This is a genomic window from Maricaulis sp., from assembly GCF_048270265.1.
Taxonomy (GTDB): domain Bacteria; phylum Pseudomonadota; class Alphaproteobacteria; order Caulobacterales; family Maricaulaceae; genus Maricaulis.
The window spans coordinates 32367-58538 of record NZ_JBLWTD010000008.1; the positions used below are offsets into that span (position 1 = coordinate 32367).

The window sequence follows — 26172 nt, forward strand, 5'->3', positions numbered from 1 at the left end:
CGTTCTTACGGGGCCGGAGCCTTGTGTGTCACGCGTGTCTGGAAGGCGTCGAACTCGCCCGATGCGAGCAGGTCGATGGAATCCGCGATGGCGTCAAGCAGGTCGATCAGCCAGGGTTCGTCATGCTTGTCGAAATCGGACAGGACATAATCGGTTACGCGGTTGCGATCGCCGGGATGACCGATGCCGATACGGCCGCGGCGGAAATCGGGACCGAGCTGCTGGGTGACGGATTTGATGCCGTTATTGCCGGCTGCGCCGCCGCCGGTCTTGAGCCGGAACTTGCCCGGGTCGAGATCGAGCTCGTCGTGGAAGACCACGACATTCTCGGGCGCAACCTTGTGGAATTTCGCCGCCGCAGCGACGCAATTGCCGGAATTATTGTAAAAGGTCTGCGGCTTGAGCAGCAGGAGCTTTTTCGGGCCGGCGGCCGTCGAAACGGTCAGCTCGGCACACAGCCCCTGGAAGCGCTTGCGCCATGGGCCAGCACTCCAGGCCGCCGCGATGACGTCCATCGTCATGAAGCCGACATTGTGCCGATTGCGCAGGTATTTGGGCTCGGGATTGCCGAGCCCTGCCAGGATCATCATCGTCGGCCGCCCTCAGGATCGGCCGGCGAGGATTACTCCTCGCCGCCTTCTTCTTCAGCTTCAGCTGCTTCTTCGCCTTCGGTCTCATCCAGTTCGGTGAGAACGGCGCGCGAACCCTGCAGGGTCGCAATGGTGAAGTCGCGGGAGATGGTTGGCTTCACGCCCTTTGGCAGGGTGACGGCCGACATGTGGATCGAATCGCCGATTTCGAGGCCGGTCAGGTCGACGGCGATGAATTCAGGGATATCCGAAGCCGGGCAGAGCAGCTCGAGATCGTGACGGACGATATTGAGCACGCCGCCACGCTTCAGGGCCGGGCAAGTCTCTTCGTTCTGGAATTGAACGGCGACATTGACGCGGATCTTTGTGCCGGCTTCGACGCGGTACATGTCGACATGCATCGCCTTGTCGGAGACCGGGTGGAACTGGATGTCACGGGCGATAACCTTCTGGTTCTTGCCTTCGTGGTTCAGCTCGATGATGTGCGAGAGGAAATTGCCGCTCAGCAGAGCCTTGCGGATTTCATTGCCGCGCAGATTGATCGCGACCGGGCCAAGCGTGCCGCCATAGACGACGCCTGGAACCAGGTCTTCACGGCGGGCAGCGCGAGCCGCGCCCTTGCCAGTGCCTTCACGAACATCAACGGTGAGAACGATGTTGGAGCTCATCGACCTGTTTCCTTAAATACAAACGCCGCCAGACCAGGCGGGCGGCGATTTTTCTTGGCATCGCGCCACGGTGTTATTTCGAGCGGCGGGCTATAACTGATCCCTGCGCGCCGCGCAACTGCACCGCGGCGGAAGAGTCAGCTCCCGGGTGATTTCTTCAGTCAAACAGCTTGGAAACGGACTCGTCATTGGCGATCCGGCGGATGGCTTCGCCCAGCAGCGGTGCGATGGAAAGCTGGCGCACTTTCTCTGTCTGGGTCGAGGCCGGCAATTCGGTGATGGAGTCGGTGATGACCACTTCCTTCAGCGCCGACTTGGCGATCCGGCCCTGGGCATCGTTCGACATCACGCCATGGGTGACATAGGCGGAAACCTCGATCGCGCCGCACTTGAGCAGCGCTTCGGCAGCGTTGCACAGCGTGCCGCCCGAATCGCAGATATCGTCAAACAGGATGCAGCGGCGGCCTTCGACATCGCCGATGATATTCATCACTTCCGACACGCCGGCCTTCGGGCGGCGCTTGTCGACGATGGCAATCTCGGCGTCGAGCAGTTTCGCCAGGGCGCGGGCACGCACCACACCGCCGACATCCGGCGAGACGATCATCAGATTGTCGGGCTGGTAGCGACGGCGGATATCGTCCTCGATCACCTTGGTGGCGAAGAGATTGTCGGTCGGGATGTCGAAAAAGCCCTGGATCTGGCCGGCATGCAGATCGATGGTCAGAACCCGGTCAGCGCCGGACTTGGCGATCAGGTTGGCGACCAGCTTGGCGGAGATCGGTGTGCGGCCGCCGGTTTTGCGGTCCTGGCGGGCATAGCCGAAATAGGGGATGACGGCGGTGATCCGGCGGGCACTGGCGCGAACCAGGGCGTCGGTGCAGATCAGCAATTCCATCAAATGGTCATTGGCGGGGCAGGAGGTCGACTGGATGATGAAGACATCCTCGCCGCGGACGTTCTCGTCGATGCGGACGAAAATCTCACCATCAGCGAAACGCTCGATCTCGCTCGCCGTCAGCGGCGCATCGAGATAATCGGCGATCGCGCGGGCGAGTGGCCGGTTGGATGTGCCGGACAGCAACTTCATGGCGAATGGCCCCTTGTGAATTGTGAGGCTGATTAACAGAGGCAGGCCCGGGATTGAAGCCGAAAGACTCAGTCTGCGGAGAATCCGGGCGGGATGGCGAGGCCGGGACTGTCCAGACACACCAGCTTGAACAGCGATCCCATCTGCTCCTCATCGGTCAGACGCCAGACCTGGCGGGCGATCACACTGCGTTGGCCGGGGCTGGCCTGCGACAGCACGGCGGCGCGGGCCTCCATGCCGAGATTAAGCAGGAAGGGGCCCTGTTCGACCGGCCCCCAGCTGGTCAGGCCGTGCTCGCGGGCTGCCGTGATCAATGATTCGAAATCGACCCGTGCCGTCAGATCGGCCGTTCCCGGATCCTGCAGCGGCGGGACTTTCTGGTGCGCGCGGATCGCCTGCAGCGTATCGCCTGTCTCGCTGTGGGCGGGGCCGTAATCGATCAGCAGGGCGCGGCCGGGCTGGGTCGCGAACCGCGCGGCGAGCTGATCGACCACTTGCCGGTCGCCCGGACGCAGCTCGACGAGACTGTTGTCGGGGGCCTCGCGCAGGCGTTCCGGGATCAGCGCCTCGTCAACGCCCAGCGGCGGGCCGAGCACGAAGACGAATTCATTGGCATCATTTTCGTCCAGCCCCACAAGGCGTTCATGCCAGCGGCCGGCGTGGCGGATGGCCTGGCGCAGCGGCAGGCAGTCGAGGAATTCATTGCCGACGATGATCGCCGGGCCGGCGGGCACATTCTCCAGCCGGTCGATCCAGCGGATCTGCGCGCCGCTGGGGCCGAGGGTCTGGGCCTGTACTGCCTTGAGGGCGGCGCTGGCCTCGATCAGGGTAACCTGCATGGCCGGCAGCAGACCCGGAACGGCGCGGCACGCGCGCAGCGCGTCCGACATCATCGTGCCACGGCCCGGGCCAAGCTCGACCACTTGCACCGGATCAGGCTTGCCCATGTCGAGCCAGCTCTGGGCGATCCACAGGCCGACCAGTTCGCCGAACATCTGGCTGATCTCCGGCGCGGTGATGAAATCGGCACCGGCGCCGATCGGATCCTTGGTGGCGTAAAACCCCTCGCTCGGATCGAACAGGGCCTGCGTCATGAAAGCGGCAACCGAAATCGGGCCGCTCTCCGCGATACGTTCGCGCAGTCGGTCGGCAATCATGATCAGGCCTTGCCGGCGGTCGATGCTGTGCGGGTCAGGGCCCTTTGCACCAGCCAGACGCCCAGAAGGATCATCGGGATGGAGAGCAGCATGCCCATGGTGACATGGCCGCGCAGGAATTCCGGCATGTGGGCATCGGGTTCACGCACGGTCTCCAGCAGGGCGCGGAACAGGCCATAGCACATCAGGAACAGGCCGGCATTCAGGCCCGGTTTCTCGAGCGAGCGGAATTTCCAGGTCGCCAGATTGATGATCGCGAACAGGATCAGCCCTTCCAGGGCCGCTTCATAAAGCTGGCTGGGATGGCGTGGCAGGCAGAGCGGGTCGCTGGAGAAGGTCATCGCCCAGGGCAGGTCGGTTGGACGGCCCCACAGCTCGCCATTGATGAAATTGGCAATGCGGCCAAAGAACAGGCCGATCGGCGTCACCACCGCGGCGGCATCGCCGATGCGCAACAGGTCGAGCTTTTGCCGGCGGGCATAGACGAAGAGCGTCACCGCGACGCCGATCAAGCCGCCATGGAAGGCCATGCCGCCCTCGGTAATGCCGGTGACGGCCCAGAGCAGGCGATCGACCATGCTGTCGGGGACGAGCATGGCACCGCGCAGGCCGGTCGCCATGTATTCCCATGCATAAAATACCACATAGCCGAGCCGGCCGCCGACAATGACCCCCAGCGTCGCCCAGACCAGGAGATCGTCAACCTGGAGCTCGGTGAAGGGTGATTTCGGCTTTTTGGTTCCCGGTGCGTGCCAGATCGCCGGGCGCCTCGACAGCAGCGTCATATAGCGCCAGCCTAGCAGCAGGCCGGCGATATAGGCCAGCGCATACCAGCGCAGGTCAAACCTCAGATCGAGGCCGAACAGTTCGAACGGGCCGATCGTGAACAGGATCGGATCGATGAGGTCGAAGCTGGCAGGGCAATATTGCATGGGCAATCCCGGGGACAAGATGCAGATGTGACGCAAGGGCGCGTTGCGCTTTTTCGCTCGGCACCGCATATAGGCGTCTGTGATACACACTAATGGCTTTCTTTGATGCAAACGCGCAACCCGCTTCTGAATGATTTCGCTGAACTGATGACGGATGCCTTCGGCGCCGCCCAGGCGGTTGGCGAGGAAGCACGCACGGCCATGCGGGCCCAGGCCGACCGCTTCATCGCGGATATGGACCTGGTCAGCCGCGAGGAATTCGATGTGGTCAAGGCTGCGCTGGCCGAGGCGCGCGGCGAGATCGAAACGCTCAATGCCCGGATCGCCGCGCTGGAAACGGCCGGTACGGCGCGTCCGGCGACCCGCAAACGCAAGCCTGCTGCAAAGACCGCAGCAGCGAAATCCACAGACTGACACCGCGCACCCAGCGCTTTTTATTGCGCCTGCAGCGGCGTGGTCATACCGTTCCAGCGGTGTGAGTCGCCGCGCAGACGAAGGAGACTACGCCATGGACCTGCTGGCAGATGAATACGCTCCGGCGACATCGGATCCGCTTGATGCGGTCGAGCAGGCCGTGATTGCCGAGCAATATCCCTATGATCGTGAAGAGAATGGCGAATTGCACCTCAGCGTCCCCGGCGCCTGGCGCGATCACCAGATGTGGTTCGCCTGGCGTCCCGAGCTCGACGCACTGCATATCTGCTCCAGTCTCGACCTGAAAGTGACCAGCAACCGCTTTCGCGATATCTGCGAACTGGTGGCCCGGCTCAATGAAAAACTCTGGCTGGGGCATTTTGACGTCTGGGTCGAGGATGGCAGCGTGGTATACCGTCACGCGATTTCCCTGCCCGCCGGCGAGACCGTCTCTCCGGCCCAGGCCGCGACGATGATTGCCGCGGCCCAGGAAGCGGGCGAGCGTTTTTACCCCGCATTCCACTTCCTGATCTGGGGCGGAAAAAATGTCGAGGAAGCAACCGCGGCAGCGATGTTCGAAACTGCCGGTGAGGCCTGACACAGACGATGACGACTTCGACCAAGATTGCACTGATCGGCGCCGGCAATATGGGCGGCGCCCTGGTCGCGGGCTGGCTGCGCACCAAGCGTAGTGGCGTTGCGCCACAGGATCTTCTCCTGATCGACCCGGCTCCGGCCGATGCGGTCCAGGATCTGATCGCCCGGCACGGACTGCGCCATGCGACCGCGGCGACTGCGAAATTGCTGGCGGATACCGATCTGCTCGTGCTCGCGGTCAAGCCGCAGGCGCTGGAGAAGATCGCCATCGCCCTCGCGCCGGTCCTGCCGGCGAATTGTGCGATCCTGTCGGTGATGGCCGGCGTGACCATGACCCGGCTGGGCACCATGTTCGGCGACCGCCCGGTCGTGCGCGCCATGTCCAACACGGCAGCCGCACTCGGTGCCGGGATCAGCGTCTGCGTCGCCAATGATGCCGGCGCCTCGATCGAGAAACTCGTCACGCGCCTGCTCAAGCCTGCCGGTCCGGTGGAATGGGTCACCGACGAGCGCCTGGTCGGTTCGGCCACGGCCGTCTCCGGTTCGGGCCCGGCCTATGTCTTTCTGCTCGCCGAGGCGCTGGCCGGTGCCGGCTTCGCCGAAGGCCTGCCGCGCGACCTCGCCGAAAAACTGGCGCGCCAGACGATTATCGGTGCCGGTGCGCTGCTGGCCGGCTCTGACAAGACGCCCCAGGAATTGCGCCGCTCCGTCACATCGCCGGGTGGAACCACCCAGGCCGCGATCGACGTGCTGATGGGCGGCGGTGGCGGTCTGCCCGAACTCGTCCGCCAGGCCGTCTCGGCCGCCGAACGCCGCTCGCGGCAAATGGGCGCCGAACCTCCGGGACGGTAGTCGTTTGAGCCCGTCATCCTGACTTGCGTCGGGATGACGCAGGATTATTGGCAGAAGCCGGGGACAGGTGGCGCCCCCATCACCCCGGCAAACTCAAACAGGCCCGCAAGCCCCCCATCGGGCTCTCGCTCAACCGGATATCGCCGCCATGCCCGCGTGCCACATCGCGGGCGATGGCGAGACCCAGCCCAACCCCCTTGCGGTTGGGGTTGCGGCTTTCATCCAGGCGGTTGAAGGGTTTGAGGGCGTCTTCGTATTGGTCGGGCGGGATGCCGGGGCCGTCATCATCGACGAGGATCTCGATCCGGTTGGCGTCGGCGCGGCGGATGGAGACGGCGACGTTTTCGGCGTGTTCGCGGGCGTTATTGACCAGGTTGGAAAGCGAGCGCTTGACCGAGCCGGGGCGGATATCGGCCTCGATCGGATCGCCGGCCACCAGATCGATATGATGGCCGCTGCGGCGGGCATCCTCGATCACTTCGCTGACCAGGGCGACCAGATCAGTGCGGGCGGTTTCCTCATTCGCCTGGCCGCGGGCGAAATCGAGATACTCGTCGAGCATTTCCTGCATTTCGGTGATGTCGCGCTTGGCATCCTCGCGCTCGGGCGTGTCGGGCATCAGGGCGAGCTGCAGCCGCAGGCGCGTCAGCGGCGTACGCAAGTCATGGCTGACACCGGCGAGCAGGGCGGTGCGTTGTTCCAGCTGACGCCGGATGCGGTCGCGCATTTTCAGGAAGGCATGGGCGGCCTGGCGTACTTCGGTGGCGCCGGCGGGGCGGAAATGCGCCACATCCTGGCCACGGCCGAATTGCTCTGCCGCATCGGCCAGTCGCCGGATCGGTTTGACCTGGTTGCGGATGAAGACGACCGAGATTCCCGTCAGCAAGGTGGTGGCGCCGATGATCCATAGCAGGAAGATATTCCCCGTGGTCGCAAACACCCGCTCACGCAGGGCGATGAAGCGCAGGACGCCGCCATCAACCTCGACGCGGATGTCGACATAATTGGGATAGCGCGTGGTATCGAACCAGAAATTCTGTTCCAGCTGACCGGAGAGCGCGCGCTGCAGCGTGCGGTCGAGCGTTCGGAAGAAGGAGGAGCGCCGCGAGGTGGGCAGGGTCTCGCCCGGGCGGACATCGACCGAGAGCCGCATCGTCGCCATGGCGATTTCCGACTGGCGCCGGAAGGCTTCGGGATTGGCGAAGTCGTCCTCGTACAGCGTCGTCATCATGGCGATATCGCCGGCAATTCCCTCCGACAGCCGGCTGGTCACCGTCTCCCAGTGTTGCTCGAAAAATGACCACACGACCGCGATCTGCATCAGCGCGACGGGCAGCACGAAGATCAGCAGGGTGCGGGCGAACAGGCCGCGCGGCAGGAAGCGGCGGAACAGGCTCATCGCCGCCTCACGGATCGAAGACCGGATCAGCGGCGAGCTTGTAGCCCTCGCCGCGAACCGTCTGCAGGTGCATGGGTTCCTTGGGATCGTCTTCGATCTTGCGGCGCAGACGGGTGACCTGGACATCCACCGCACGCTCGCCGCCACCGGTGCGGTCCGACAGGGTCAGGCGCGAGACCACCTGGCCGGGCATGGAGGCCAGCGCTGCGAGCAGGGCGGCCTCGCCGCCGGTCAGGCGCACGGGCGTGCCGGCCCGTTGCAGCATTTCGCGTTCGATATCGAATTCCCAGGGGCCGAAGCTGACGCGCTTGATGGCGGCGGCTGTGGGCCGGGCCCGGCGCAGGATGGCGTGGATGCGCAGTGCCAGCTCTTCCGGCTCGAAGGGTTTGGGCAGGTAATCATCGGCGCCGAGGCTCAATCCCTTGATGCGGTCCTCGGCATCGCCGCGTGCGGTCAGCAGGATGATCGGGGTCTCGGCATGCTTGCGGATCGCCGTCGTCAGTTCGAACCCGTTCATGCCCGGCATCATCACATCAAGGATCAGCAGGTCAAAACTGAGCGAGTTGAGCGTCGAAAGGGCCTTGGTCGCGTTTGGCGCCGTCGATACGCGAAAGCCGCGGCCTTGCAGGAAGCGTTTGAGCAGGGCCCGGATCCGGTCGTCATCATCGACCACGAGGATATGGGCTTCGTCACCAGCGGTCTCGGCCATGCCATCTCCCAAAGCTGATCGTGCAGCATGGCCTGTGCGGGCCGCTTGCTCAAGATGCGGCCCGCACCGGACCGGTGACTATTTGCGAAAATAATTCCACGCCGTCAGCAGGCTCAGCGCCGCGGTGACCCAGAGCGCAGCGATCCAGACCAGCAGCACGGCATCATGGCTCGACCAGCCCAGTGGCTGGGCGATGAGCGGGAAGCCGGCGACGATCATCGCCAGGGCGGTTTTCAGCTTGGCGGCCGGCGAGACGGCGAGGGAGGTGCCCGCAGCGGCACCAGGCAGCAGGCGCGCTGCAGTCATGGCCGCATCGCGCGCCACCAGGGCAAAGACCGGCACGGCGATATCAATTGGCGCGCCCAGGATGAGCATGTAGACGATCAGATAGGCGTCCACGAGCAGCTTGTCGGCGATCGGGTCGAGAATCTCGCCGAGGGTGGAGCCCGCATTCCAGCGCCGCGCCAGATAGCCGTCGAGCCAGTCGGTCGCTGCGGCGATGATGAAGGCCGCGACGGCGAAGCCGGCCAGACCCCGCGCCGCCAGTACCGGATCGCCCAGCCAGAGCGGCACGGCCCCGCTCAGGGACCACTGATAGGAGGTCCACAGCGCCACAGCGCCGCCGAGCGCCAGGAGAATGCGCAGGATTGTCAGTGTATTGGGGATCTGGCGGTGCATCACATCTACCTCTGGAACCAGTCGTGGATACGTTTGGCCATCGCTTTGGAGACGCCGTCAACCGCTTCCAGATCGGCCAGCGCCGCATCGCGCACCGATTTGGCCGAGCCGAAATGCGCCAGCAAGGCTTTTTTGCGCGACGGGCCGATGCCCGGCACATCATCGAGCGGATTGTCCGCCATCTGTTTCTTGCGCTTGGCCCGGTGGCCACCAATCGCGAAGCGGTGGGCCTCGTCGCGCAGTCTTTGCAGATAGTAGAGCACCGGATCCTTCTGCGGCAATTTGAAGGGCGGTTTGCCGGGCAGGTAGAAGGCCTCGCGCCCGGCATCGCGCTCGGGGCCCTTGGCGATGGCTGCGATGCAGATATCGCTGATGCCGAGTTCCTCGGCCACGCCCATCACCTTGGACAATTGCCCGGCACCGCCATCGATCAGGATCAGGTCGGGCACGGGCGCGCCATCGTCGCGCTCCTTGATCAGGCGCGAGAAACGCCGCCGCAGCATCGCCGCCATCATCGCGAAATCATCATTGGTGGCGGCGTCGCTACCGGTCATGTTGAAGCGGCGATAATGGTTTTTCTCGAAGCCCTCGGGCCCGGCGACGATCATCGCGCCCAGCGCATTCGTGCCCTGGATGTGGGAATTGTCATAGACCTCGATACGCTGGGGCAGGGTCTCGAGATTGAAGACGCGCTGTACGCCCTTGAGCAGATGCGCCTGCGAGGCGCTCTCCGACAGCTTGCGTGCCAGCGCCTCGCGCGCATTGGCCTCGGTGCGTTCGACCAGCTTGCGCTTTTCGCCGCGGACCGGGCGGTGCAGCGTGACCTTGCGGTCGGCCTTCAGGCTCAGCGCCTCGGCCAGCAGGTCCGCATCCTCGACATCATGCGACATCAGGATCAGGCCCGGCGGCGGCTTGTTGTCATAGAATTGCGCGATGAAGGCGGCGAGGACCTCGCCCGTCCCGACCTCGCTGTCATGGCGCGGGAAGAAGGACTGGTTGCCCCAGTTCTGGCCGGCGCGGAAGAAGAAGACCTGGACGCAGGAGCGGCCGCCATCCTGGGCGACGGCGATGACATCGGCTTCCTCGACGCCTTCCGGATTGATGCCCTGGTCGGTGGTCACCGCCGCGATGGCGCGGATGCGGTCGCGCAGGCGCGCGGCGCTCTCGTAATCGAGGGCCTCGGCGGCGTCTGCCATGCGTTGCTGCAGGTCCTCGCGCAGGGCGTTGGACTTGCCCCGCAGGAAATCCGTCGCCTGGGAGACCAGCTCGTTATAGGCCTCCGGTTCGATCAGGCCGACACACGGCGCGGCGCAGCGCTTGATCTGGTGCAGCATGCAGGGCCGGGTGCGGCCCTCATAGACGCTGTCGGAACAGGTGCGCACCAGGAAGGCCTTTTGCAGCGTGTTGAGCGTCTGGTTGACGGCGCCGACCGAGGCAAAGGGGCCGAAATAATCGCCCCTGGCCTTGTGGGCGCCGCGATGCTTGAGCAATTGCGGCGCCTCATGATCGCGGCGGATCAGGATATAGGGGAAGCTCTTGTCGTCGCGCAGAAGAACATTATAGCGCGGCTTGAGACGCTTGATCAGATTGGCTTCAAGCAGCAGCGCCTCGGTCTCGGTCTCGGTGACGACGAATTCCATCGTCTTCGTCAGCGCGATCATCAGGGCGATACGGTTGGAATGGCCGCGCCCATTGGCATAATTGGAGACGCGGTTCTTCAGATTGCGCGCCTTGCCGACATACAAGACCGTGCCATCCTCGGCGAACATGCGATAGACACCGGGCCTGGATGGCAGGTGTTTGACATAGTCGGCGATGATTTGCGCACCGCTGCGCGATTGCGCCGCCGGTGTGGACGCGTCATTTATCGGCTCAGAAGGTGTTTCAGGAGACGTCATGTCGGACAAGATCGCGCTCGTTACTGGTGGCGGCAAGCGCCTGGGTGCCAAAATTGCGCGCGCCCTGGCCGAGGATGGCTGGCACGTCATCATTCACTATAACAGCTCGGGCACGCAGGCACGTGCGATTGAAGCGGCGATTCGCGAAGCCGGCGGCAGTGCCAGCACGGTGCAGTTCGACCTGACCGCGAGTGACGGCGTCAAGGCCTTTGCAGACGGTCTCGGGCGCATCGATCTTCTGGTCAATTCGGCCTCGGTGTTCGAGCAGGACCGGCCGGAAGATGTCGAGGCCGGCCGCCTCGAGCACGCGCTGCGCGTCAATCTGATGGCGCCCGTCCTGCTGGGTGCCGCGATGGCGCAGCAACACCAGGCGCGCGGCGCGGGCTGCATCATCAACCTGCTGGACCAGAAGCTGTTCAATCTCAATCCGGACTTCTTCTCCTACACCCTTGCCAAACATGCCCTGCTGGGCGCCACGACCACGATGGCGATGGCCCTGGCCCCGCGCGTCCGGGTCAACGGGATCGCGCCGGGGCTGACCCTGCCGTCGGGCGGCCAGAGCCAGGCGGAGTTCGAACAGGCGCACCGGAGCAATCCGATGCAGGGCGGGTCGACGCCGGAGGATATTGTCAGGGCGGTCCGTTTCATCATCGCCACGCCGTCGATGACCGGCGAGACCATCACGCTGGATGGCGGCGAGCATCTGATGCGGCGGCTGCGGGATGTCTCGATCGAGCCCTAGGCCGGAACGGCGCCGGGGCTTGTGCGGGAAAGGCCCTAGAGCGTAACCCGGGCGACCACGGCGTCGCAGGCGACGGTGCGTGGTGACTTGGTCACTGAAACGGTCACTTGCTCGACATGGTCGAGGGCCTTGAGGCCTTCGGCGATCGCGACGCAGAGTGTTTCGGCCAGATTATAGTGCTGGGCGTCGACGACCTGGCGGGCGATGTCCGCGATATCGTCATAGCTCGCCGTTTCGGTGATCGAATCCCGTTGCGGCTTGCTGGCCAGGGCAATCTTCACATCGATGCGGATTTGCTGACGGCTATCCTGTTCGAAGCTGTGGATTCCGAGCGCAGCGTCCATCTGCAGGCCGACGACTTCGATTTCGATCATGGATATCCGGCACCTTGCTCAGGAGAAGTGTGCGGTTGGATAGGTCATGATCGTGGCGCGATCAAGCAGGTCCGCGCAGGCGGTCAGGCCATGGCCGAACGAGCCAGCACCGCGATATAGCCGAAATAGCCCACACAGAGCAGGGCACCAATCACACGGGTGATCGGGCGTTGAAGCAGGACGAGGCCTGCAATCACCACGCTGGCACCGAGCATCACCCAGAAATCAAGCAGGAAGAAATTCTCGGCGATGGGCAGGGTGTGCCCCGACAGGCTGGCGGCCAGACCGGTGGCGCCACCAACGGCGAAGACGTTGAAAATATTGGATCCCAACACATTGCCGATGGCGAGGTCAGCCTGGCGGCGCACCGAGGCCATCACGACGGTGGCCAGTTCCGGCAGCGAGGTGCCAAGGGCAACGGCGGTCAGCCCGATCAGGGCTGGTTCGACATGCAGGTCCCGGGCGGCAGCGATGCCGCCGGTCACGATCATCTGGGCGCCGAGGGGCAGGGCGATCAGGCCGCCGGCCAGCGCCAGCAGGATGGAGGGCAGCGTCTTGGGCAGCCCGTCCATGTGTTCGATATCGGTCAGTTCGGCCAGGGTCGGATCGTCGGAATTCTTGCGGGCCTGTATGCCGAGCAGTGCGACATAGCCGACAATCGCCGCCAGCAGGATTCCGCTTTCCTGCAGCGAGATCTCACGGTCCCAGCCGAACACGATCAGCACGATCGCGGCGCCCAGGGCGAAGATCGCGTTGCGGCGCAGACCGGGTGTTGTTGTGTAGATGGTGCCGAACAGGGCCGGCAGGCCGAGTACCAGCAGGAAATTGGCAATGTTGGAGCCGACGATATTGCCGACCGCCAGACCGGGCGCGCCGGTCAGCGCCGACTGGACACTGACCACCAGTTCCGGGGCCGAGGTGCCGAAGGCAACAATGGTCAGTCCGACCAGCAGATTCGGCAGCCGCCACAGGCGCGCCAGTGCTGCTCCGCCACGGACGAGAAAATCGCCGCCGAACAGCAGGAGAACAATTCCCGCAAGGATCAGCGGGACGTATTGTATAGCGTGCATGAATCTACCGGGCGCTGCGGATCAGGACTTAGTCGAGACGGCGATATTCGATAAGATTGAGAATGGCAAAAACGGCCACGACGAGGCCAACAGCGATCAGGGCATACATGGAAAACATCTCCGGACAAGCATGGGCAATGACCGTACATAGCGCGCCGCTGCCTGAGTGGCCAGCGCCGGATTCGGTATGAGGTGGCGGGCGCATATCGAGCCGTTCGCCCGGCCCTGCATGCAGGCTTTCTGGCGCCTGACGCGCGGGGCAACACTGGGCGTGCGCGCCATCGCTGAACGGCCCGACGGGGCCATCGCTCTCGTGCGTCACACCTATATTGATGGCTGGCATTTGCCCGGTGGCGGTGTGGAATCCGGTGAGACCGCACCGTTTGCGGTTGCGCGTGAACTGGCCGAAGAGGCCGGGGTGCGCCTGACCTGCGAGCCCGAATTGCTGGGGGTTTACGCCAATCATGCCGCTTTTCGCGGTGATCATGTGCTTTTGTTTCGCGCGGCCGGCTGGGAGAATTGCGCGACCCAAAGCGAGGGCGAGATCGAGTGCGTGGACTGGTTCTTGCCGTCGGATTTGCCGGCCGGAACAGCCGGTGGGACCCGGCGGCGGGTGGCAGAAATCTATGATGGTGTCGCAAGGGTGCCGTACTGGTGAGTGTAAACTGCCCGTGAGCGGGGAAAATCAGTTAGGCTGGCCGGGAAGGCGACGGTCCGGCGACCGTTTCCGTATGATGCAGAACAGTTTTCCGGGCCGGGGATCGGGTTGAATGAAAGCAGACGCCGAGGATATGCCACCGCGGGAACCGGCTGCCGGTCGGCCTGAGACGGCCCCCGCCTGGCAGCGGGCGGTCGAGGCTGATGGCTGGTTCGGCCTGGTCCTGCCGGGCGTTCTGGCACTGACGTTTATCCTGGTTGTCTTCCTGGCGGTGATGGCGGGAGACCGGGCGCTCGTCGCGTCCGCACGAGAGACCAATGCCGCAACCCTGCAGGCGATTCTCACCAGCACCATGCAGCGGTTCGAGGAATGGGCCGGTCACCAGGAACGCAATGCCTCGGTCTGGGCCCATGACGAGCTGGTTCGCGGTGCGCTGGATGAATTGCTGGAAACCCCGGTTGAGTCCTCACTGGCCGCGGCGCCGGCGCAGGCGGCATTGCGCGAGACACTGGGGCCATGGCTGACGGAATACGGCTATCGTGGCTTCTTCGTGATCGGGGCGAATGGCGTCAATCTCGCCTCCCTGCGCAATTCCGACCTCGGTCGTCCCTCGGCAATTCTCGGCCTCGTTGATGTCGAGCGTCTGCAGCGGGGCCGGGCCATGCTGACGCGGCCACAAATCGTCGACCTTCCGGCGCTGGCGGGGGATCCCGAATGGGCTGGCCTGGATGAAGAGGTCGTGATGTATGCGATCGCGCCCATCATCATCGATGATGCCGTGCGGGGTTACTTCGCGCTGCGTATCGACCCGCTGGCGGAGTATTCCTCGACCTTCCGGGTCGGGCGCACCGGGGTGTCGGGCGAGACCTATGCCGTTGACCAAAATGGCCGCCTTCTGAGCGAAACCCGCTATGCTGCGGAATTCCGCACCGCCGGCCTGCTCGCCCAGGGCCATCCGTCGATGCTGCATCTGGAAGTCCGCGATCCCGGCGTGAACCTGACGCGCGGCACCGCACCGTCCGAACCCTATTCGACCTGGCCGCTGACGGCTGCGGCGCAGGCGGTTACCGAGGGCTCCGGCGGTGCGAACCTGATTGGATATCGGGATGGGCGGGGTGTGCGGGTCATGGGTGCCTGGGCCTGGGACCCGGTCCGCGAGATCGGCGCCATCACCGAGATCGATGTCGACGAGGCACTGGCCGGCGTCAACCGTGCCCGCGCGGTGATGCGGGTCTTCGCCGTCGCGATGGCGCTGTGTTTCATCCTGATCGCGGTCCTGTTCAACATCCACCGCTCCATCAGCCGCAGGCGCACCCGGCAGACGCTTGAAGCGACCCAGAGGTTCCGCCGCATCCTGATGACCGTTGCCGAGGGGATCTACGGCATCGACCAGGCCGGCATCGTTACCTTCGTCAATCCGCGCGCCTGCGAGATGCTGGGCTATGACGAGGATGAACTGATCGGCCAGCCGATTCACGCGCTGATCCATCATTCCAGACGCGATGGCAGCCCCTATCCCGAACATGAATGCCCGATCGTCAGTGGCGAGGAAGTCTCCGAGGAGAGCGCCGAGGAATTCTTCTGGACCAAGGCCGGTGTCTGCGTTCCGATCGAATTCTCCAAATCCTGGATTGATGCCGGCAATCCGGCCGCCGGCAGTGTGGTGACCTTCCGCGACATCACCCACCGCAAGCGCGACGAGATGGCGCTGTTGCGCTATGCGCAGGAATTGAAGCGCTCGAACGCCGAACTGCAGGAATTCGCCTATGCGGCCTCGCACGATCTGCAGGAGCCCTTGCGCAAGATCCAGGCCTTCGGCGAGCGTCTGCACAGGAAGTATCACGACGCCCTCGACGAGACGGGGCAGCATTATCTCGACCGTATGGTCGATGCCGCCTCACGCATGCGGCGGCTGATCGATGACCTGCTTGGCTATTCCCGCGTCAATTCCAAATCGACGGCCTTCGAGCCGGTCGATCTGGCGCGGGTGCTCGCCGATGTCCTGTCCGACCTGGAGCCGAGAATCGCGGCCGAGGGGGCGAGTGTGCGCATTGGTACCCTGCCGGCGATCGAGGCCGACCAGGGGCAGATGCATCAGCTCTTCCTCAACCTGCTGTCCAACTCGATGAAATTCCATCGTCCCGGCGTGCAGCCCTCAATCCTGGTCGAGGGCGCGGTGGAGGTCGGTGAAGCCGGTGCTGTGGCGCGCATTTCGGTGACCGATAATGGTATCGGCTTCGAGGCCCGCCATTCGGAACGGATATTCGGCATGTTCGAGCGGCTGCATGGCCGTGAGGAGTATGACGGCACCGGGGTTGGCCTGGCGACCTGCCGCAAGATCGTGGAACACCATTCCGGCACGCTCACCGCCTGGGCCGAGCCGGATTCCGGGGCCGTTTTCACCATCACCCTGCCGATTCGCCAGACCGTCGACGCCTAGGCTGGTACCGAGCCAAATCCGTCCGCATGCCCGTCCGGCGCCCCGGGGGCACCCAACAATTTGCAGTTGTGAGTGCCGGGGTCGTCTTGCGCCGGCTTTGCGGCGCTGTGCCGGACCGGTCCGGCAGGGAGCAGCGGCTCCTTGACCTTTCCGGCGGCAATGCGATTGCGAGCCAGTCTCCGAAAAGTGATTGCAAACAAGCACCTTATCCTCCTCGCTCTGGCGCGGGGCAACGGCATGCGCGCGCTGATCCTGCGCCGCCGGCATGCCGGAAGGGCCGCGATTGCGCGGCCGGAAGCGGTGAGGGGCGGGCGTTTGCGGTGCCCGTTTCAGGGCCTGGCGTGCTGGCTTGCAGGTTTCCCGGCGGTATTCGCCTTGATCTTGCTCCTGCGACGCGAGAAACTGGCCTCTGGATCAGCCGCGATCGCGCGGCGGCCGCGAAGAGGCTTTACAAGATGAGCAATGCCGACCGCCTGTTCACATTCCTGATGGTGGATGACGATCCCGATGATCGCATGCTGTTCCGGGAGGCCTGCGAGGAAGTCCGGCTGCGCAATCCGGTCGAGTTCCTCGAGAATGGCGAGCAGCTGGTCGACTATCTCAATCGCAAGGGCCCCTATGCCTCGCTCAAGGACCAGCCGCTGCCGGGGATCATCCTGCTCGATCTCAACATGCCGCTGAAGGATGGCCGCGAGGCGCTTGAGGAAATCAAGGCCAGCGCCGCATTGCGCCATATCCCGGTCATCGTGCTGACGACCTCCAAGGACGAGGACGACATCCTGTCCAGCTACGGGCTCGGTGCCTCCTCCTATATCGTCAAACCCGTCTCGCTGGACCGGCTGATGCGCGTCGTCAATTCGATCGGCGAATACTGGGTCCAGATTGTCGAGGTTCCTGACGGGACGTCGGCTGTGGAACTTGCCGAAATCGATTGATCCGGCCCGGCTTTCCCGGCCATTCCCGATTTCTGTTTCCCTTCAGGCGCGAAATCCGTAGTCTTGGGCCGCGCTAGGGGGCGCCGATCCGCAAGGGATCATGAAACGGGGAATTCGATGAAAACTTTGATGATGGCCGGCGCGACGCTGCTGGCACTGTCTGCCGTGGCCTGGGCCGATGACGGCATGGCCAATGCGGTCGGGCAAATCGTCCGCGTCACCGGTGGTGATGCCAGCTTTGACGCCACCTTTGCCGCGGATGGGGCCTATTCCGACACGCGCGGCGCGACCGGCAGCTGGTCACTCGGGGAGCAGTTGTGCATTTCCGTGCAGACCGAAACGGGCACGCAGGAGAATTGCGGTCCGTGGAATCCCGACCTCACCGTCGGCGAAAGCTGGACAACGTCCGGCTGGGGCGATGATGGCAGCACGATCACGGTCGAGATCATCGCCGCGCAATAGGCGACGGCGGAAACATCAAGACGGGGCGGCACCACCGGTGCTGCCCCTTTTTGTGGAAATTCCCCTCAGGCGTGTCTTGCCAAGACCTTGCCGCAATCGCAGCCTAGACTGATGATATCTGGACCCGCAAAGAGGCGCGGTCTTGGGGGGAATTGACGATGCTGGCGATGCGTTTGTGGAAAATCTCGGCGACACTTTTCGTGTCGATGATCCTGGCCGTGATCATGCTGGCCGCGCTCTGGTTCTACCTGCCGCAATGGTTTTCCTGGGTGCAGGACGGCGCCGACATGCTCGAGGACGCCGTCGCCGCCATCCCGCTGCCCGAACGGATCAACAATCTGGTCCGCATCTATGCCAGCGATGACAAGCTCGTCCTGCTGATCTTCACCATTATTGCCCGCGTGATTCTCGCCTTTGTCGGCAAGGCCTTTACCGCCGTGATGCCGCAGCCGAAGGTCAAGATCGCCGAGGAGGGGATTATCGGCCAGATCGGCTCGACCATCGCCACCCTCTTCCTCGCTTTCGTGATCGCCATCCTGATGGTCTCCGCCGTGGCGCTGTTCTGGGGCGACGGGCTGCACTACATGCTCAATGTCGCAGACTGGTTCGAGGACCAGCTGGCGCATCTGCCGATTGGCGGACGCTGGCAGTCGGGCGTGCGCTTTGCCGTTTCCGACGACAAGATCCTGCTGCTCTTCTTCACCATCATCGCCCGCGCCCTGATCGTGGTCTTCGCGACCAGTTTCGGCTCGGCCTGGCGCTCGATCACGGGCGGCGGGCGCGAGAAGCTGGTGCGCACCTAGCCGGCGAGCGCACCTAGGCTGACAGCGCGTTCGACAGGATCGGCAGCGAGACATCCATGCGGTAATCGACCGATGAGTGATCATCGGGGAATTCCTGATACACGTGCTCAACACCCAGCGCGGTCAGCCGCTTGGTCATCCGCCGGGCGCCATAGACCAGGTTGTACTGATCGATATCGCCGCAATCGATATAGAGCGCCTTCATCGACTTGAGGCCCTCCCAGCGCGTCTCGACCAGTTCCAGCGGATCCCATTTCTTCCAGCGCTCCCAGGCGACGGGGTCCATCTCGCAGGTATCCATCGTCACCGGCAGGCGGATGCCAAGATAGGCGTTGGGGTCGGGGTCATAGGTCGCGGCCATCGCCAGGATCATCAGCGCATGAATATCATCGCCGGCCGGCTTGAGGCTGGACTCGAAGGCGGCCATGAAGCTCTCGATCGTGCCGCCATGCTTGGCGATCCGGCGCAGGGTGTGAGCAAAATCGGTGGCGAACATCAGGTCAAAGCCCATATCGCCGGAATGGCACGCGGCAGCTGACCAGATATCCGGGTGCATCAGCGCATGCATCATGGCGCCATACCCGCCCGAGCTCTTGCCGAACAGGCCGCGCTTGCCCGTGCCGCCACAGCCATATTCGCCCTCGACGAAGCCGAGCACTTCGGTGGTCAGGAAATCATCCCAATTGCCCATGGCGATCGAGTTCACATACTGATTGCCGCCCAGCCGTGTGAAGCAATCGGGGAAGGCGATCACACAGGGCGCCATCTCGCCCGAGGCGATCAGCCGGTCGGCGCGCTCGGGAACATTCTCGCCGAAATTCTTCCAGGCCGTGTGGTAAGGCCCGCCGCCGGTAAAGCCGACCACATCGACCAGCAGGGGCAGGCCCGAGCCGTCATGTCCCGCCGGGATATAGACATCCACCCGCCGCAGCGTCGGGTCGCCGAGCATGTTGTTGGCGACGGCCTTGCTGTCGATCCAGTGCTGGACGACGCGACCCCGTGGACAATCGGCGGACTTGTGCATGGCGTGGGCTCCTGAAGTGCTGATCCTTCCCAATTCTCTACATCAACCAAGCCTTTGTCATCCCCGCCGGATGCCCGGACGCGTCAGCGATCCGGGCGTAGAGCGGGGACTACCCGCTGGTCCAGCTGGTCTTGCGGGTCGGTGCCCGATCTGCGCCCCGCATCCCCTCTTGAGCTTGCCCGCCAATCACGCCAGCATCCGGCATGGCCATCATCAAGACACTGCTTTCCGCCGACGATCTGCTCACCGACAGTTTCCGCCTCGCGCGGCAGGTCTTCGATAGCGGTTTCCGTCCCACCCATATTGTCGGCGTCTGGCGCGGCGGCGCGCCGGTTGGCATTGCGGTGCAGGAATATCTGGAATATCGCGGCCTCGACACCGACCATATCGCCATCCGCACGGCCTCCTATACCGGCATCGGCCAGCAGGCCGAGGTGAGGGTGTTTGGCGAGGGCTATCTGGTCGACACGCTCAATGCCGATGACCGGCTCTTGATCGTCGATGATGTGTTTGACTCGGGCCGCTCGATCGAGGCCCTGCTCAAGGTGCTGCGCGTCAAATGCCGCCGCAATTTCCCGGCCGATGCGCGTATCGCCACGGTCTATTTCAAGCCTGTCCGCAACAAGACCGAGCTGAAGCCGGACTATTACCTGCACGAGACCGATGACTGGCTCGTCTTCCCGCACGAGCTGTGCGGCCTGACGCCGGAAGAGATCGCGGCGAAGGGCGAGGCGGGAAAGGTGGCGCTGGGGGAGTAGGGGAGCTTCACCGTGCGTGTCCTGTGTCCCATGATTTCCGGAAAGGAGTTGAAGGCATGATCCTGCAGTCTGAAGAATCCCGCTTTCCGAAACGGATCGACAGAATTCTGTTCATCGCCGGGCTCGCGATTTATGTGACCGGACAGATCCTGATCAATCTGGGCCCGGGTTTCACCGAGCAGCAGGCGCCGATCGACTACGCGCACTGGCTGTTGATCATTGGCGTCCTGTTTCTTATTCCCTTCGCCGGTCGGCTTCCGCGGCGGAATATTCACCTGATCGGCATTCCCCTGTTGCTCGCCGGGGTCTGCTTCGTGATCGGCATGTGCGTGATTGATTTCATCTTCTGGAGCATCCCCGATGCAGAGCTGAAACGCGCCCTCGCGAGCCACCTGATCGCCACGGCCGTCATCTGGGAGCCTTTCATGGTGTTCGGCCCCAACACGATCTTCAATCTCGGCCTGTTACTGCCCAGCCTTTCCTATTTCCGCGCCTCGCGGACCGGGACCATCCTCGTCATTCTCGGGACATTGGTCATCGTCGTCGGCACGCAATGGTTCAACGTGATCGGCTATCTCATCGTGTTGGCCGGCTATGTTCTGAACTTTGACCTGCTGAAGCCGGACGTGGGGCGCCCCTCGGGGCAGAGCCCGTCCTGAAATCCTAGCCAGGTAGAGGAGCGCAATGCTCCCCCCGCCAGCGGCCTTAAACCTATTTCTCCCGGTAAAGCGCACACAGCTTGTTGCCGTCCGGATCGCGGACATAGGAGAGGTGCATGGTGCCCATGCTGGTGCTGCGTGGCCCCGGCGCGTCCTCGATCGAGGTGCCGCCATGGGCGACGCCGGCATCGTGGAAGGTCTTTACCTGTTCGGGGCTGCTGCACTTGAAGCCGATGGTGGCGCCATTGGCGTGGCAGGCCGGTTCGTCATTGATCGGCTCGGTGATGCCGAATGTATTGCCGTCATGGCGGTAGAAATAACGCACATGCCCGGTCGGCGCGACATTGCGCATGGCCTCGCCGGCGCCGAGTGTGGCGAGCACGGCGTCATAGAAAGTCTTTGATTTCTCGATGTCGTTGGCACCGACCATGATGTGATTGAACATACTGATATTCCTCCCTGGATAGCACTCGTGTCGGGCCGGGGTCAGTCCCAGTCAAGCCCGATATCGAAATTCGGGGCCGAATGGGTCAGTGCGCCGACCGAGATCACATCGACGCCCGTCGCCGCTATGGCCCCAACCGTGTCGAGATTGACCCCGCCGGAAGCCTCCAGCGTCACCCGGCCGCCCGCCCGGGCGACGGCGGCCTTGAGATCGGCCAGTGAGAAATTATCCAGCAGCACGCTCTCGGCGCCGGCCTCGATCGCTTCGGCGAGTTGGTCCAGCCGGTCGACCTCGACGGCAATGCGGGTCATGTGGCCGGCATGCTGGCGCGCAGCGCGCACGGCAGCACCGACACCGCCACAGACGGCGACATGATTATCCTTGATCAGGATGGCGTCATCGAGCCCGAAACGGTGCATGGCGCCGCCGCCGGCCTGGACGGCCTGGAGCTCAAAGGCGCGCAGGCCCGGCGTTGTCTTGCGGGTATGGGCGATGCGGGCCTTGGTGCCCGAGACGGCGTCGACATAAAGGCGGGTGAAGCTGGCGATGCCGCTCATCCGGCCCATGAAATTGAGCGCGATGCGTTCCGCTGCCAGCAGGGCGCGGGCCTGGCCGTTGACGGTGGCGATGATATCGCCGGGCGCGACCGCATCACCATCGCCCATATGGCATTTGATGAGCGCGTCGGGATCCATCTGCCAGATCGCCTCAACGCCTGGCTGCAGGCCGCAAAGCACACCGCTGTCGCGGGCCTTGAAATAGAATTTCGCCTCTTCCCCGGCCGGGATGCAGGCCAGTGAGGTCAGGTCACCACGACCGCCCTGGTCTTCGGCCAGGGCACGGGTGACGGCATCCTTGACGAGAAAGTCGGGCTGGGGCGAGACGGGCATGGCGTGTCCTATTCGGCAGGCGCGGTGTGGGCCAGGGCGTGTGGCCGTGTGCCCGCCAGATCGGCCAGCGACAGGCGCGTATGCTGCGCGATGGCATGGGCTTGCGGGAAGTCGGTGCGGAAATGCCCGCCGCGGCTTTCGGTGCGCGCGATCGCCCCGGCGGTGATGAAACGCGCCGCGACCAGCGCATCGGCCTCGCCATGGCGCGCGATCATCGCCTCGATCAACGCACTCAGCTCGGCCAGCCCGGCGCCGGACCGCTCGACGCCGCAATAGCGGCTCATCGCCTGACGCAGCCGCGTCAGCGCAAGCGGCGGCAGGGCCGGGGGAGTGTGGGCCGGTTTTACTGCTGGCGCGCGATCAGTGGCGCACAGTGATGCGTCCGTCAGCACCTTCGCGACCCTTGCTGCGCTCACCAGACCTTCGGCCAGGGAATTGGAGGCGAGACGGTTGGCGCCGTGCAGTCCGGTCGAGGCGCATTCGCCGATCGCCCACAGGCCCGGCACGGAGGTTTGTCCATCAATATCCGCCGCCACACCGCCCATGTGATAATGGGCCGTCGGGGCGACCGGGATGGGCTCCACGCGCGGATCGATCCCGGCGCTCATACAGGCAGCAAATACGGCCGGGAAATGTACAGGGAAGGTATCACCAATGGCACACCTGCAGTCCAGGAAAGCACCCTTGCCGCCAAGGTTATGACGATGAACGGCACGGGCCACGACATCGCGCGGCGCCAGTTCGGCATCCCTATGAATTGCCTTCATGAATCGGTGGCCGGACTGGTCAATCAGCACCGCGCCCTCGCCGCGCAGGGCCTCGGTGCACAACGGCGCCGGATCAAGGCCGGCATTGAGGGCGGTCGGGTGAAACTGAATGAATTCAGGGTCCTGGATCACAGCGCCCAGCCGCGCCGCCATCGCCATCGCCTGGCCCTGGGCGCCGGCCGGCGTTGTCGTCAGGGCAAACAGGCCGCCAGCCCCGCCCATGGCGAGAATGGTTTCATCGGCGAGGATGGTGTGAATCTCACCCTCGGGGTCGCGCGCAAACGCCCCGGCGCAATCGCCCTTATCCCCGGGTATCAGCGCCGCGGCCGCCCAGCCATCGCGGATCTCGACATGGTCGGCAGCGCGCACGGCCGCGATCAGCGTCTGCATGATCGCCGCACCGGCGCCGTCACCGGTCACCCGGGCAACGCGGTGGCGCGAATGGGCGGCTTCGCGGGAGAGGGACCAGGCCTCGCCCTCGCGCTCGAAAGGGGCCCCGATGGCTGCGAGCTCGCGCACCTGCTCGGCAGCGCCCGCAGCCAGCGCATGAGCGGCCTCGGTATCGACCAGACCGGCGCCGGCCTCGATCGTGTCGCGGGCATGCAAAGCGGGTGTGTCGTCCTCGGCGAGGGCTGCAGAAACACCGCCCTGGGCCCAGCCCGAGGCCGCGCCTTCACCGAGCGGCGAGCCCGTCAGCAGGATCACCCGGCGCGGTGCCAGCTTGAGTGCGGCCCAGAGCCCGGCAATGCCGGCACCGATAATGAGGACGGGGCGAGTCATGATCTAGACCGAGACAATCTCGACGAATTTTTCCTGCTTGGCCGGATCGAAATGCGCCGGGGTTTTCGGGGATGGCAGATCGAGCATGGCCTGGACCGAGGCGCGGGCGCGGATGGCCACGTCCTCGTCGACAATCACTTCATGCTGTTCCAGACGCAGGGCGTCATAGATGTTTTCCAGCGTGATCCGCTTCATGTGCGGGCACAGATTGCACGGCCGGATGAATTCGATTTCCGGCACGTCGATGGCAACATTGTCGGACATCGAACATTCGGTGAGCAGGACGGCCTGTTTGGCGCCGCTCTTCCTGGCCCAATCGGCCATCGCTGCAGTCGAGCCGGCGAAATCGGCGGCCTGGACCACTTCCAGCGGGCTTTCCGGATGGGTGATGATGACGATGCCCGGATGGGCGTCGCGCAGATCCTGCACATCCTCGGCGGTGAATTTCTCATGCACTTCGCACGAGCCCTTCCAGGTCAGGATGCGGATATCGGTCTGGGCCGCGACATTCTTGGCCAGATACTCGTCGGGCAGCAGAATCACCGTGTCGGAGCCGAGGCTCTCGACCACCTGGACGGCGTTCGACGAGGTGCAGCAGATATCGCACTCGGCCTTCACTTCGGCGGAGGTGTTGACATAGGTGACGATCGGCACGCCCGGATAGGCGGCGCGGATCCGGCGTACATCCTCGCCGGTAATCGAGGCGGCCAGCGAACAGCCGGCGCGGGTATCGGGGATGAGCACCGTCTTGTTCGGCGCCATGATCTTGGCGGTCTCGGCCATGAAGTGGACGCCGGCCTGGACGATGATCTCAGCATCGCTGGTCGCGGCCATGCGGGCCAGGGCCAGGCTGTCGCCCATCAGATCGCCGACGCAATGGAAGATGTCGGCGGTCATGTAGTTATGCGCCAGGATGACGGCATTCTTCTCTTTTTTCAGCTGGTTGATCGCATGGATCAGCGGTGCCTTGGCCGGCCATTCCAGCGGCGAGATGAAGTCTTTCACCTTCTCATAGAGATGATCCGTCGCCGCCTTGACCTCGTCCGTATAGGGCAGGGCCGGTGCGTTGGTCGTCGCCGGGGTGAAGCCATCACTGCCGGTCTGGCGGTTGCGGCTTTGGGTGAAATCGAGAATTTCCATCATCACTCACTTTTGCTCGAATTGAGCATTACATAGACCTGAAAAAGGGCGCTCCCGATATTCTGAAATCACCTTTTGCTCGAATTGAGCCTATCTATGTCCTGTTTATATGCTCACGGTGAGCACATGGCAAGGGAGGATGCGCCAGGGACGGGATGAATGCGGCTAGTCCGGCTCCGCAGGAGCGTCGCCCTCCACCTCAAGCATCTCGACCCCTTGGGTGGTTGTCGCCTGCAGCACGGTGTTGGCATTCTGCTGGGCGGACGTTGCATTGTGCGCGGCATTGGCCAGGGCCTGGTCGGTCTCCTGATAGAGATTGCCCATCGCGTCCGCAGGTGCATCACCGAGGACTTCGACATTCGGCTGCGTGACGGAATCGGTGACCTGTGGATTGACCTGTTGATTGTTGGGGGTCTGTGACCAGGCCGAAGCGCTGGCGCCCGCCACAAGGATAAAGCTGGATGCAATCAGATGAGTCGCGCGCATGAAGGTCTCCTGTTCGGTTTCCGGCGAGCATGGATGGCGGGGCTTGCGATTGGATTAATGGCGCATCGCCGGGCCAGATCAGAAGGGCGCCGGACTTTCAAAGCGCACGGGCGCGCCGCCATCGGGATGCCGGAATTCCAGCGTTTCCGCGTGCAGGCAAAGCCGGTCGCTGGCGGCGAGGGCATCTTCCGGGGCATAGAGATTATCGCCGAGGATCGGATGCCCGAGCCAGGCCAGGTGGACCCGCAACTGGTGGGTCCGACCGGTCAGCGGCGTCAGGCGCAGGCGCGAGTGGTCGGCCGCCGTCTCCAGCACCTGCCAGTCGGTGATGGCCGTGCGGCCATCAACGGGATCGACATGCTGTTTCGGCCGGTTGGGCCAGTCCGACTTCATCGGCTGGTCGATGCGGCCGGTGGCCTGCGCCATCTGCCCCTGGACGATGGCGATATAGGCTTTGCGCGTCAGGCGTTTTTCAAACTGCTTGCCGATATGGGCATGGGCCCGCGCATTGAGCGCCAGCACGATCAGTCCGGATGTGTCCATATCGAGCCGGTGGATCATCGTCGCGGTCGGGAATTGCGCTCTGACCCGCGCTTCAAGGCAATCGGCGAGCTCCGGCGTATTGCCGGCCACCGTCAAAAGCCCGGCCGACTTGTCCAGCACCAGGATATGGTCATCGGCATGCACAATGGGCAAGGGACCCGCCGGTGGCGGCGCATAGGTGAAGGGGCGAGGCTTGTCGGGGGCAGACACGC

General features: G+C 64.0%; 29 protein-coding genes. 11 read left to right on the forward strand and 18 right to left on the reverse strand.

The features are described from left to right. Positions 1 to 5: 5 nt before the first annotated feature. The 5 genes from pth to lgt form a co-directional block, all read right to left on the reverse strand. A complete protein-coding gene (pth, locus tag ACN0YF_RS06160; RefSeq protein WP_417481378.1) occupies positions 6 to 590 on the reverse strand; it encodes an aminoacyl-tRNA hydrolase in 585 nt (194 codons plus the stop codon). Positions 591 to 622: 32 nt separating this feature from the next. Continuing rightward, positions 623 to 1258 carry a 50S ribosomal protein L25/general stress protein Ctc gene (locus ACN0YF_RS06165; protein ID WP_417493724.1) on the reverse strand — a complete coding sequence of 212 codons (636 nt, stop codon included), beginning with the start codon at positions 1256 to 1258 and terminating at the stop codon, positions 623 to 625. Positions 1259 to 1415: 157 nt separating this feature from the next. Further along, positions 1416 to 2348 (reverse strand): ribose-phosphate pyrophosphokinase, encoded by a 933-nt coding sequence (locus tag ACN0YF_RS06170; RefSeq protein ID WP_417481617.1) that lies wholly within the window; start codon positions 2346 to 2348, stop codon positions 1416 to 1418. A gap of 68 nt (positions 2349 to 2416) precedes the next feature. Then, entirely contained in the window at positions 2417 to 3505 is a 1089-nt protein-coding gene (locus ACN0YF_RS06175; RefSeq protein WP_417493725.1) for a class I SAM-dependent methyltransferase, read from the reverse strand. Positions 3506 to 3507: 2 nt separating this feature from the next. Then, a complete protein-coding gene (gene lgt, locus ACN0YF_RS06180; protein WP_417482686.1) occupies positions 3508 to 4437 on the reverse strand; it encodes a prolipoprotein diacylglyceryl transferase in 930 nt (309 codons plus the stop codon). A gap of 105 nt (positions 4438 to 4542) precedes the next feature. Between lgt and ACN0YF_RS06185 the strand changes: the two genes are divergently transcribed. The 3 genes from ACN0YF_RS06185 to proC all read left to right on the forward strand — a co-directional run bounded on the left by ACN0YF_RS06185 (position 4543) and on the right by proC (position 6300). Continuing rightward, the gene (locus ACN0YF_RS06185; RefSeq protein ID WP_417482685.1) at positions 4543 to 4851 is read left to right on the forward strand and encodes an accessory factor UbiK family protein; all 309 of its coding nucleotides are present in this window, start codon (positions 4543 to 4545) and stop codon (positions 4849 to 4851) included. 94 nt (positions 4852 to 4945) lie between these two features. Continuing rightward, on the forward strand, positions 4946 to 5449 hold the full coding sequence (locus ACN0YF_RS06190; protein WP_417482684.1) for a YbjN domain-containing protein: 504 nt from the start codon (positions 4946 to 4948) through the stop codon (positions 5447 to 5449). An 8-nt stretch (positions 5450 to 5457) separates the two neighbouring features. Further along, positions 5458 to 6300 carry a pyrroline-5-carboxylate reductase gene (gene proC, locus ACN0YF_RS06195; protein ID WP_417493726.1) on the forward strand — a complete coding sequence of 281 codons (843 nt, stop codon included), beginning with the start codon at positions 5458 to 5460 and terminating at the stop codon, positions 6298 to 6300. A 79-nt stretch (positions 6301 to 6379) separates the two neighbouring features. Here proC and ACN0YF_RS06200 read toward each other — a convergent pair whose 3' ends face one another. From ACN0YF_RS06200 to uvrC, 4 genes are all read right to left on the reverse strand, one after another. After that, entirely contained in the window at positions 6380 to 7699 is a 1320-nt protein-coding gene (locus ACN0YF_RS06200) for an ATP-binding protein (protein WP_417493727.1), read from the reverse strand. 7 nt (positions 7700 to 7706) lie between these two features. Further along, on the reverse strand, positions 7707 to 8408 hold the full coding sequence (locus ACN0YF_RS06205; protein WP_417493728.1) for a response regulator transcription factor: 702 nt from the start codon (positions 8406 to 8408) through the stop codon (positions 7707 to 7709). A gap of 78 nt (positions 8409 to 8486) precedes the next feature. Next, entirely contained in the window at positions 8487 to 9086 is a 600-nt protein-coding gene (locus ACN0YF_RS06210) for a CDP-alcohol phosphatidyltransferase family protein (protein ID WP_417482680.1), read from the reverse strand. Between the two features lie 5 nt (positions 9087 to 9091). Beyond that, positions 9092 to 10984 (reverse strand): excinuclease ABC subunit UvrC, encoded by a 1893-nt coding sequence (gene uvrC, locus ACN0YF_RS06215; protein ID WP_417493729.1) that lies wholly within the window; start codon positions 10982 to 10984, stop codon positions 9092 to 9094. Between uvrC and ACN0YF_RS06220 the strand changes: the two genes are divergently transcribed. Then, positions 10983 to 11726, forward strand: coding sequence for an SDR family oxidoreductase (locus tag ACN0YF_RS06220; RefSeq protein WP_417493730.1), 744 nt, complete (start codon positions 10983 to 10985; stop codon positions 11724 to 11726). The genes uvrC and ACN0YF_RS06220 overlap by 2 nt on opposite strands. Before the next feature lie 35 nt (positions 11727 to 11761). On the opposite strand, the gene ACN0YF_RS06225 is transcribed toward ACN0YF_RS06220, so the two are convergent. Next, the gene (locus ACN0YF_RS06225; protein WP_417482677.1) at positions 11762 to 12100 is read right to left on the reverse strand and encodes a dihydroneopterin aldolase; all 339 of its coding nucleotides are present in this window, start codon (positions 12098 to 12100) and stop codon (positions 11762 to 11764) included. Positions 12101 to 12183: 83 nt separating this feature from the next. Then, on the reverse strand, positions 12184 to 13170 hold the full coding sequence (locus tag ACN0YF_RS06230) for a calcium/sodium antiporter (protein ID WP_417493731.1): 987 nt from the start codon (positions 13168 to 13170) through the stop codon (positions 12184 to 12186). 229 nt (positions 13171 to 13399) lie between these two features. On the opposite strand from ACN0YF_RS06230, the gene ACN0YF_RS06235 reads away from it, so the two are divergent. The 5 genes from ACN0YF_RS06235 (at position 13400) to ACN0YF_RS06255 (ending at position 18468) form a co-directional block, all read left to right on the forward strand. Continuing rightward, on the forward strand, positions 13400 to 13828 hold the full coding sequence (locus tag ACN0YF_RS06235) for an NUDIX domain-containing protein (protein WP_417493732.1): 429 nt from the start codon (positions 13400 to 13402) through the stop codon (positions 13826 to 13828). 112 nt (positions 13829 to 13940) lie between these two features. Then, positions 13941 to 16268: an ATP-binding protein gene (locus ACN0YF_RS06240; RefSeq protein ID WP_417493733.1), complete on the forward strand. Its 2328-nt coding sequence runs from the start codon at positions 13941 to 13943 to the stop codon at positions 16266 to 16268. A 455-nt stretch (positions 16269 to 16723) separates the two neighbouring features. Continuing rightward, the gene (locus tag ACN0YF_RS06245; protein ID WP_417482673.1) at positions 16724 to 17203 is read left to right on the forward strand and encodes a response regulator; all 480 of its coding nucleotides are present in this window, start codon (positions 16724 to 16726) and stop codon (positions 17201 to 17203) included. Between the two features lie 117 nt (positions 17204 to 17320). Beyond that, a complete protein-coding gene (locus ACN0YF_RS06250; protein ID WP_417493734.1) occupies positions 17321 to 17665 on the forward strand; it encodes a hypothetical protein in 345 nt (114 codons plus the stop codon). 167 nt (positions 17666 to 17832) lie between these two features. Further along, positions 17833 to 18468, forward strand: coding sequence for a hypothetical protein (locus tag ACN0YF_RS06255; RefSeq protein WP_417493735.1), 636 nt, complete (start codon positions 17833 to 17835; stop codon positions 18466 to 18468). A 13-nt stretch (positions 18469 to 18481) separates the two neighbouring features. Here ACN0YF_RS06255 and ACN0YF_RS06260 read toward each other — a convergent pair whose 3' ends face one another. Continuing rightward, on the reverse strand, positions 18482 to 19492 hold the full coding sequence (locus ACN0YF_RS06260; RefSeq protein WP_417493736.1) for an alpha/beta hydrolase: 1011 nt from the start codon (positions 19490 to 19492) through the stop codon (positions 18482 to 18484). A 203-nt stretch (positions 19493 to 19695) separates the two neighbouring features. Here ACN0YF_RS06260 and ACN0YF_RS06265 point away from each other — a divergent pair, with 203 nt between their 5' ends. Next, positions 19696 to 20250, forward strand: a complete 555-nt coding sequence (locus ACN0YF_RS06265; protein ID WP_417493737.1) for a phosphoribosyltransferase — start codon at positions 19696 to 19698, stop codon at positions 20248 to 20250. Positions 20251 to 20306: 56 nt separating this feature from the next. Continuing rightward, positions 20307 to 20909 (forward strand): hypothetical protein, encoded by a 603-nt coding sequence (locus ACN0YF_RS06270; protein ID WP_417493738.1) that lies wholly within the window; start codon positions 20307 to 20309, stop codon positions 20907 to 20909. Positions 20910 to 20961: 52 nt separating this feature from the next. Here the strand turns inward: ACN0YF_RS06270 and ACN0YF_RS06275 are convergent, their stop codons facing one another. The 6 genes from ACN0YF_RS06275 to ACN0YF_RS06300 form a co-directional block, all read right to left on the reverse strand. Beyond that, the gene (locus ACN0YF_RS06275; protein WP_417482667.1) at positions 20962 to 21354 is read right to left on the reverse strand and encodes a VOC family protein; all 393 of its coding nucleotides are present in this window, start codon (positions 21352 to 21354) and stop codon (positions 20962 to 20964) included. Between the two features lie 41 nt (positions 21355 to 21395). Then, positions 21396 to 22244 (reverse strand): carboxylating nicotinate-nucleotide diphosphorylase, encoded by an 849-nt coding sequence (nadC, locus tag ACN0YF_RS06280; protein ID WP_417493739.1) that lies wholly within the window; start codon positions 22242 to 22244, stop codon positions 21396 to 21398. Between the two features lie 8 nt (positions 22245 to 22252). Beyond that, the gene (locus ACN0YF_RS06285) at positions 22253 to 23791 is read right to left on the reverse strand and encodes an L-aspartate oxidase (protein WP_417493740.1); all 1539 of its coding nucleotides are present in this window, start codon (positions 23789 to 23791) and stop codon (positions 22253 to 22255) included. Positions 23792 to 23794: 3 nt separating this feature from the next. Next, complete coding sequence (gene nadA, locus ACN0YF_RS06290) at positions 23795 to 24934, reverse strand: quinolinate synthase NadA (protein WP_417493741.1); 1140 nt, start codon at positions 24932 to 24934, stop codon at positions 23795 to 23797. A gap of 162 nt (positions 24935 to 25096) precedes the next feature. Continuing rightward, positions 25097 to 25417: a RebB family R body protein gene (locus ACN0YF_RS06295; protein ID WP_417493742.1), complete on the reverse strand. Its 321-nt coding sequence runs from the start codon at positions 25415 to 25417 to the stop codon at positions 25097 to 25099. A 78-nt stretch (positions 25418 to 25495) separates the two neighbouring features. Then, positions 25496 to 26170 (reverse strand): RluA family pseudouridine synthase, encoded by a 675-nt coding sequence (locus ACN0YF_RS06300; RefSeq protein ID WP_417493743.1) that lies wholly within the window; start codon positions 26168 to 26170, stop codon positions 25496 to 25498. Between the last annotated feature and the right edge of the window lie 2 nt (positions 26171 to 26172).

Bases quoted from the DNA above. Each gene is read 5' to 3' on its own strand.
- ACN0YF_RS06285 (WP_417493740.1), bottom strand. From the start codon at position 23,791: ATGACTCGCCCCGTCCTCATTATCGGTGCCGGCATTGCCGGGCTCTGG.
- lgt (WP_417482686.1), bottom strand. From the start codon at position 4,437: ATGCAATATTGCCCTGCCAGCTTCGACCTCATCGATCCGATCCTGTTC.
- ACN0YF_RS06220 (WP_417493730.1), top strand. From the start codon at position 10,983: ATGTCGGACAAGATCGCGCTCGTTACTGGTGGCGGCAAGCGCCTGGGT.
- ACN0YF_RS06170 (WP_417481617.1), bottom strand. From the start codon at position 2,348: ATGAAGTTGCTGTCCGGCACATCCAACCGGCCACTCGCCCGCGCGATC.
- proC (WP_417493726.1), top strand. From the start codon at position 5,458: ATGACGACTTCGACCAAGATTGCACTGATCGGCGCCGGCAATATGGGC.
- ACN0YF_RS06235 (WP_417493732.1), top strand. From the start codon at position 13,400: ATGCAGGCTTTCTGGCGCCTGACGCGCGGGGCAACACTGGGCGTGCGC.
- ACN0YF_RS06185 (WP_417482685.1), top strand. From the start codon at position 4,543: ATGCAAACGCGCAACCCGCTTCTGAATGATTTCGCTGAACTGATGACG.
- ACN0YF_RS06245 (WP_417482673.1), top strand. From the start codon at position 16,724: ATGAGCAATGCCGACCGCCTGTTCACATTCCTGATGGTGGATGACGAT.
- ACN0YF_RS06240 (WP_417493733.1), top strand. From the start codon at position 13,941: ATGAAAGCAGACGCCGAGGATATGCCACCGCGGGAACCGGCTGCCGGT.
- ACN0YF_RS06210 (WP_417482680.1), bottom strand. From the start codon at position 9,086: ATGCACCGCCAGATCCCCAATACACTGACAATCCTGCGCATTCTCCTG.
- ACN0YF_RS06275 (WP_417482667.1), bottom strand. From the start codon at position 21,354: ATGTTCAATCACATCATGGTCGGTGCCAACGACATCGAGAAATCAAAG.
- ACN0YF_RS06165 (WP_417493724.1), bottom strand. From the start codon at position 1,258: ATGAGCTCCAACATCGTTCTCACCGTTGATGTTCGTGAAGGCACTGGC.
- ACN0YF_RS06205 (WP_417493728.1), bottom strand. From the start codon at position 8,408: ATGGCCGAGACCGCTGGTGACGAAGCCCATATCCTCGTGGTCGATGAT.
- ACN0YF_RS06230 (WP_417493731.1), bottom strand. From the start codon at position 13,170: ATGCACGCTATACAATACGTCCCGCTGATCCTTGCGGGAATTGTTCTC.
- ACN0YF_RS06175 (WP_417493725.1), bottom strand. From the start codon at position 3,505: ATGATTGCCGACCGACTGCGCGAACGTATCGCGGAGAGCGGCCCGATT.
- ACN0YF_RS06295 (WP_417493742.1), bottom strand. From the start codon at position 25,417: ATGCGCGCGACTCATCTGATTGCATCCAGCTTTATCCTTGTGGCGGGC.
- nadC (WP_417493739.1), bottom strand. From the start codon at position 22,244: ATGCCCGTCTCGCCCCAGCCCGACTTTCTCGTCAAGGATGCCGTCACC.
- uvrC (WP_417493729.1), bottom strand. From the start codon at position 10,984: ATGACGTCTCCTGAAACACCTTCTGAGCCGATAAATGACGCGTCCACA.
- ACN0YF_RS06260 (WP_417493736.1), bottom strand. From the start codon at position 19,492: ATGCACAAGTCCGCCGATTGTCCACGGGGTCGCGTCGTCCAGCACTGG.
- ACN0YF_RS06270 (WP_417493738.1), top strand. From the start codon at position 20,307: ATGATCCTGCAGTCTGAAGAATCCCGCTTTCCGAAACGGATCGACAGA.
- ACN0YF_RS06190 (WP_417482684.1), top strand. From the start codon at position 4,946: ATGGACCTGCTGGCAGATGAATACGCTCCGGCGACATCGGATCCGCTT.
- ACN0YF_RS06255 (WP_417493735.1), top strand. From the start codon at position 17,833: ATGCGTTTGTGGAAAATCTCGGCGACACTTTTCGTGTCGATGATCCTG.
- ACN0YF_RS06225 (WP_417482677.1), bottom strand. From the start codon at position 12,100: ATGATCGAAATCGAAGTCGTCGGCCTGCAGATGGACGCTGCGCTCGGA.
- ACN0YF_RS06200 (WP_417493727.1), bottom strand. From the start codon at position 7,699: ATGAGCCTGTTCCGCCGCTTCCTGCCGCGCGGCCTGTTCGCCCGCACC.
- ACN0YF_RS06250 (WP_417493734.1), top strand. From the start codon at position 17,321: ATGAAAACTTTGATGATGGCCGGCGCGACGCTGCTGGCACTGTCTGCC.
- ACN0YF_RS06265 (WP_417493737.1), top strand. From the start codon at position 19,696: ATGGCCATCATCAAGACACTGCTTTCCGCCGACGATCTGCTCACCGAC.
- pth (WP_417481378.1), bottom strand. From the start codon at position 590: ATGATGATCCTGGCAGGGCTCGGCAATCCCGAGCCCAAATACCTGCGC.
- nadA (WP_417493741.1), bottom strand. From the start codon at position 24,934: ATGATGGAAATTCTCGATTTCACCCAAAGCCGCAACCGCCAGACCGGC.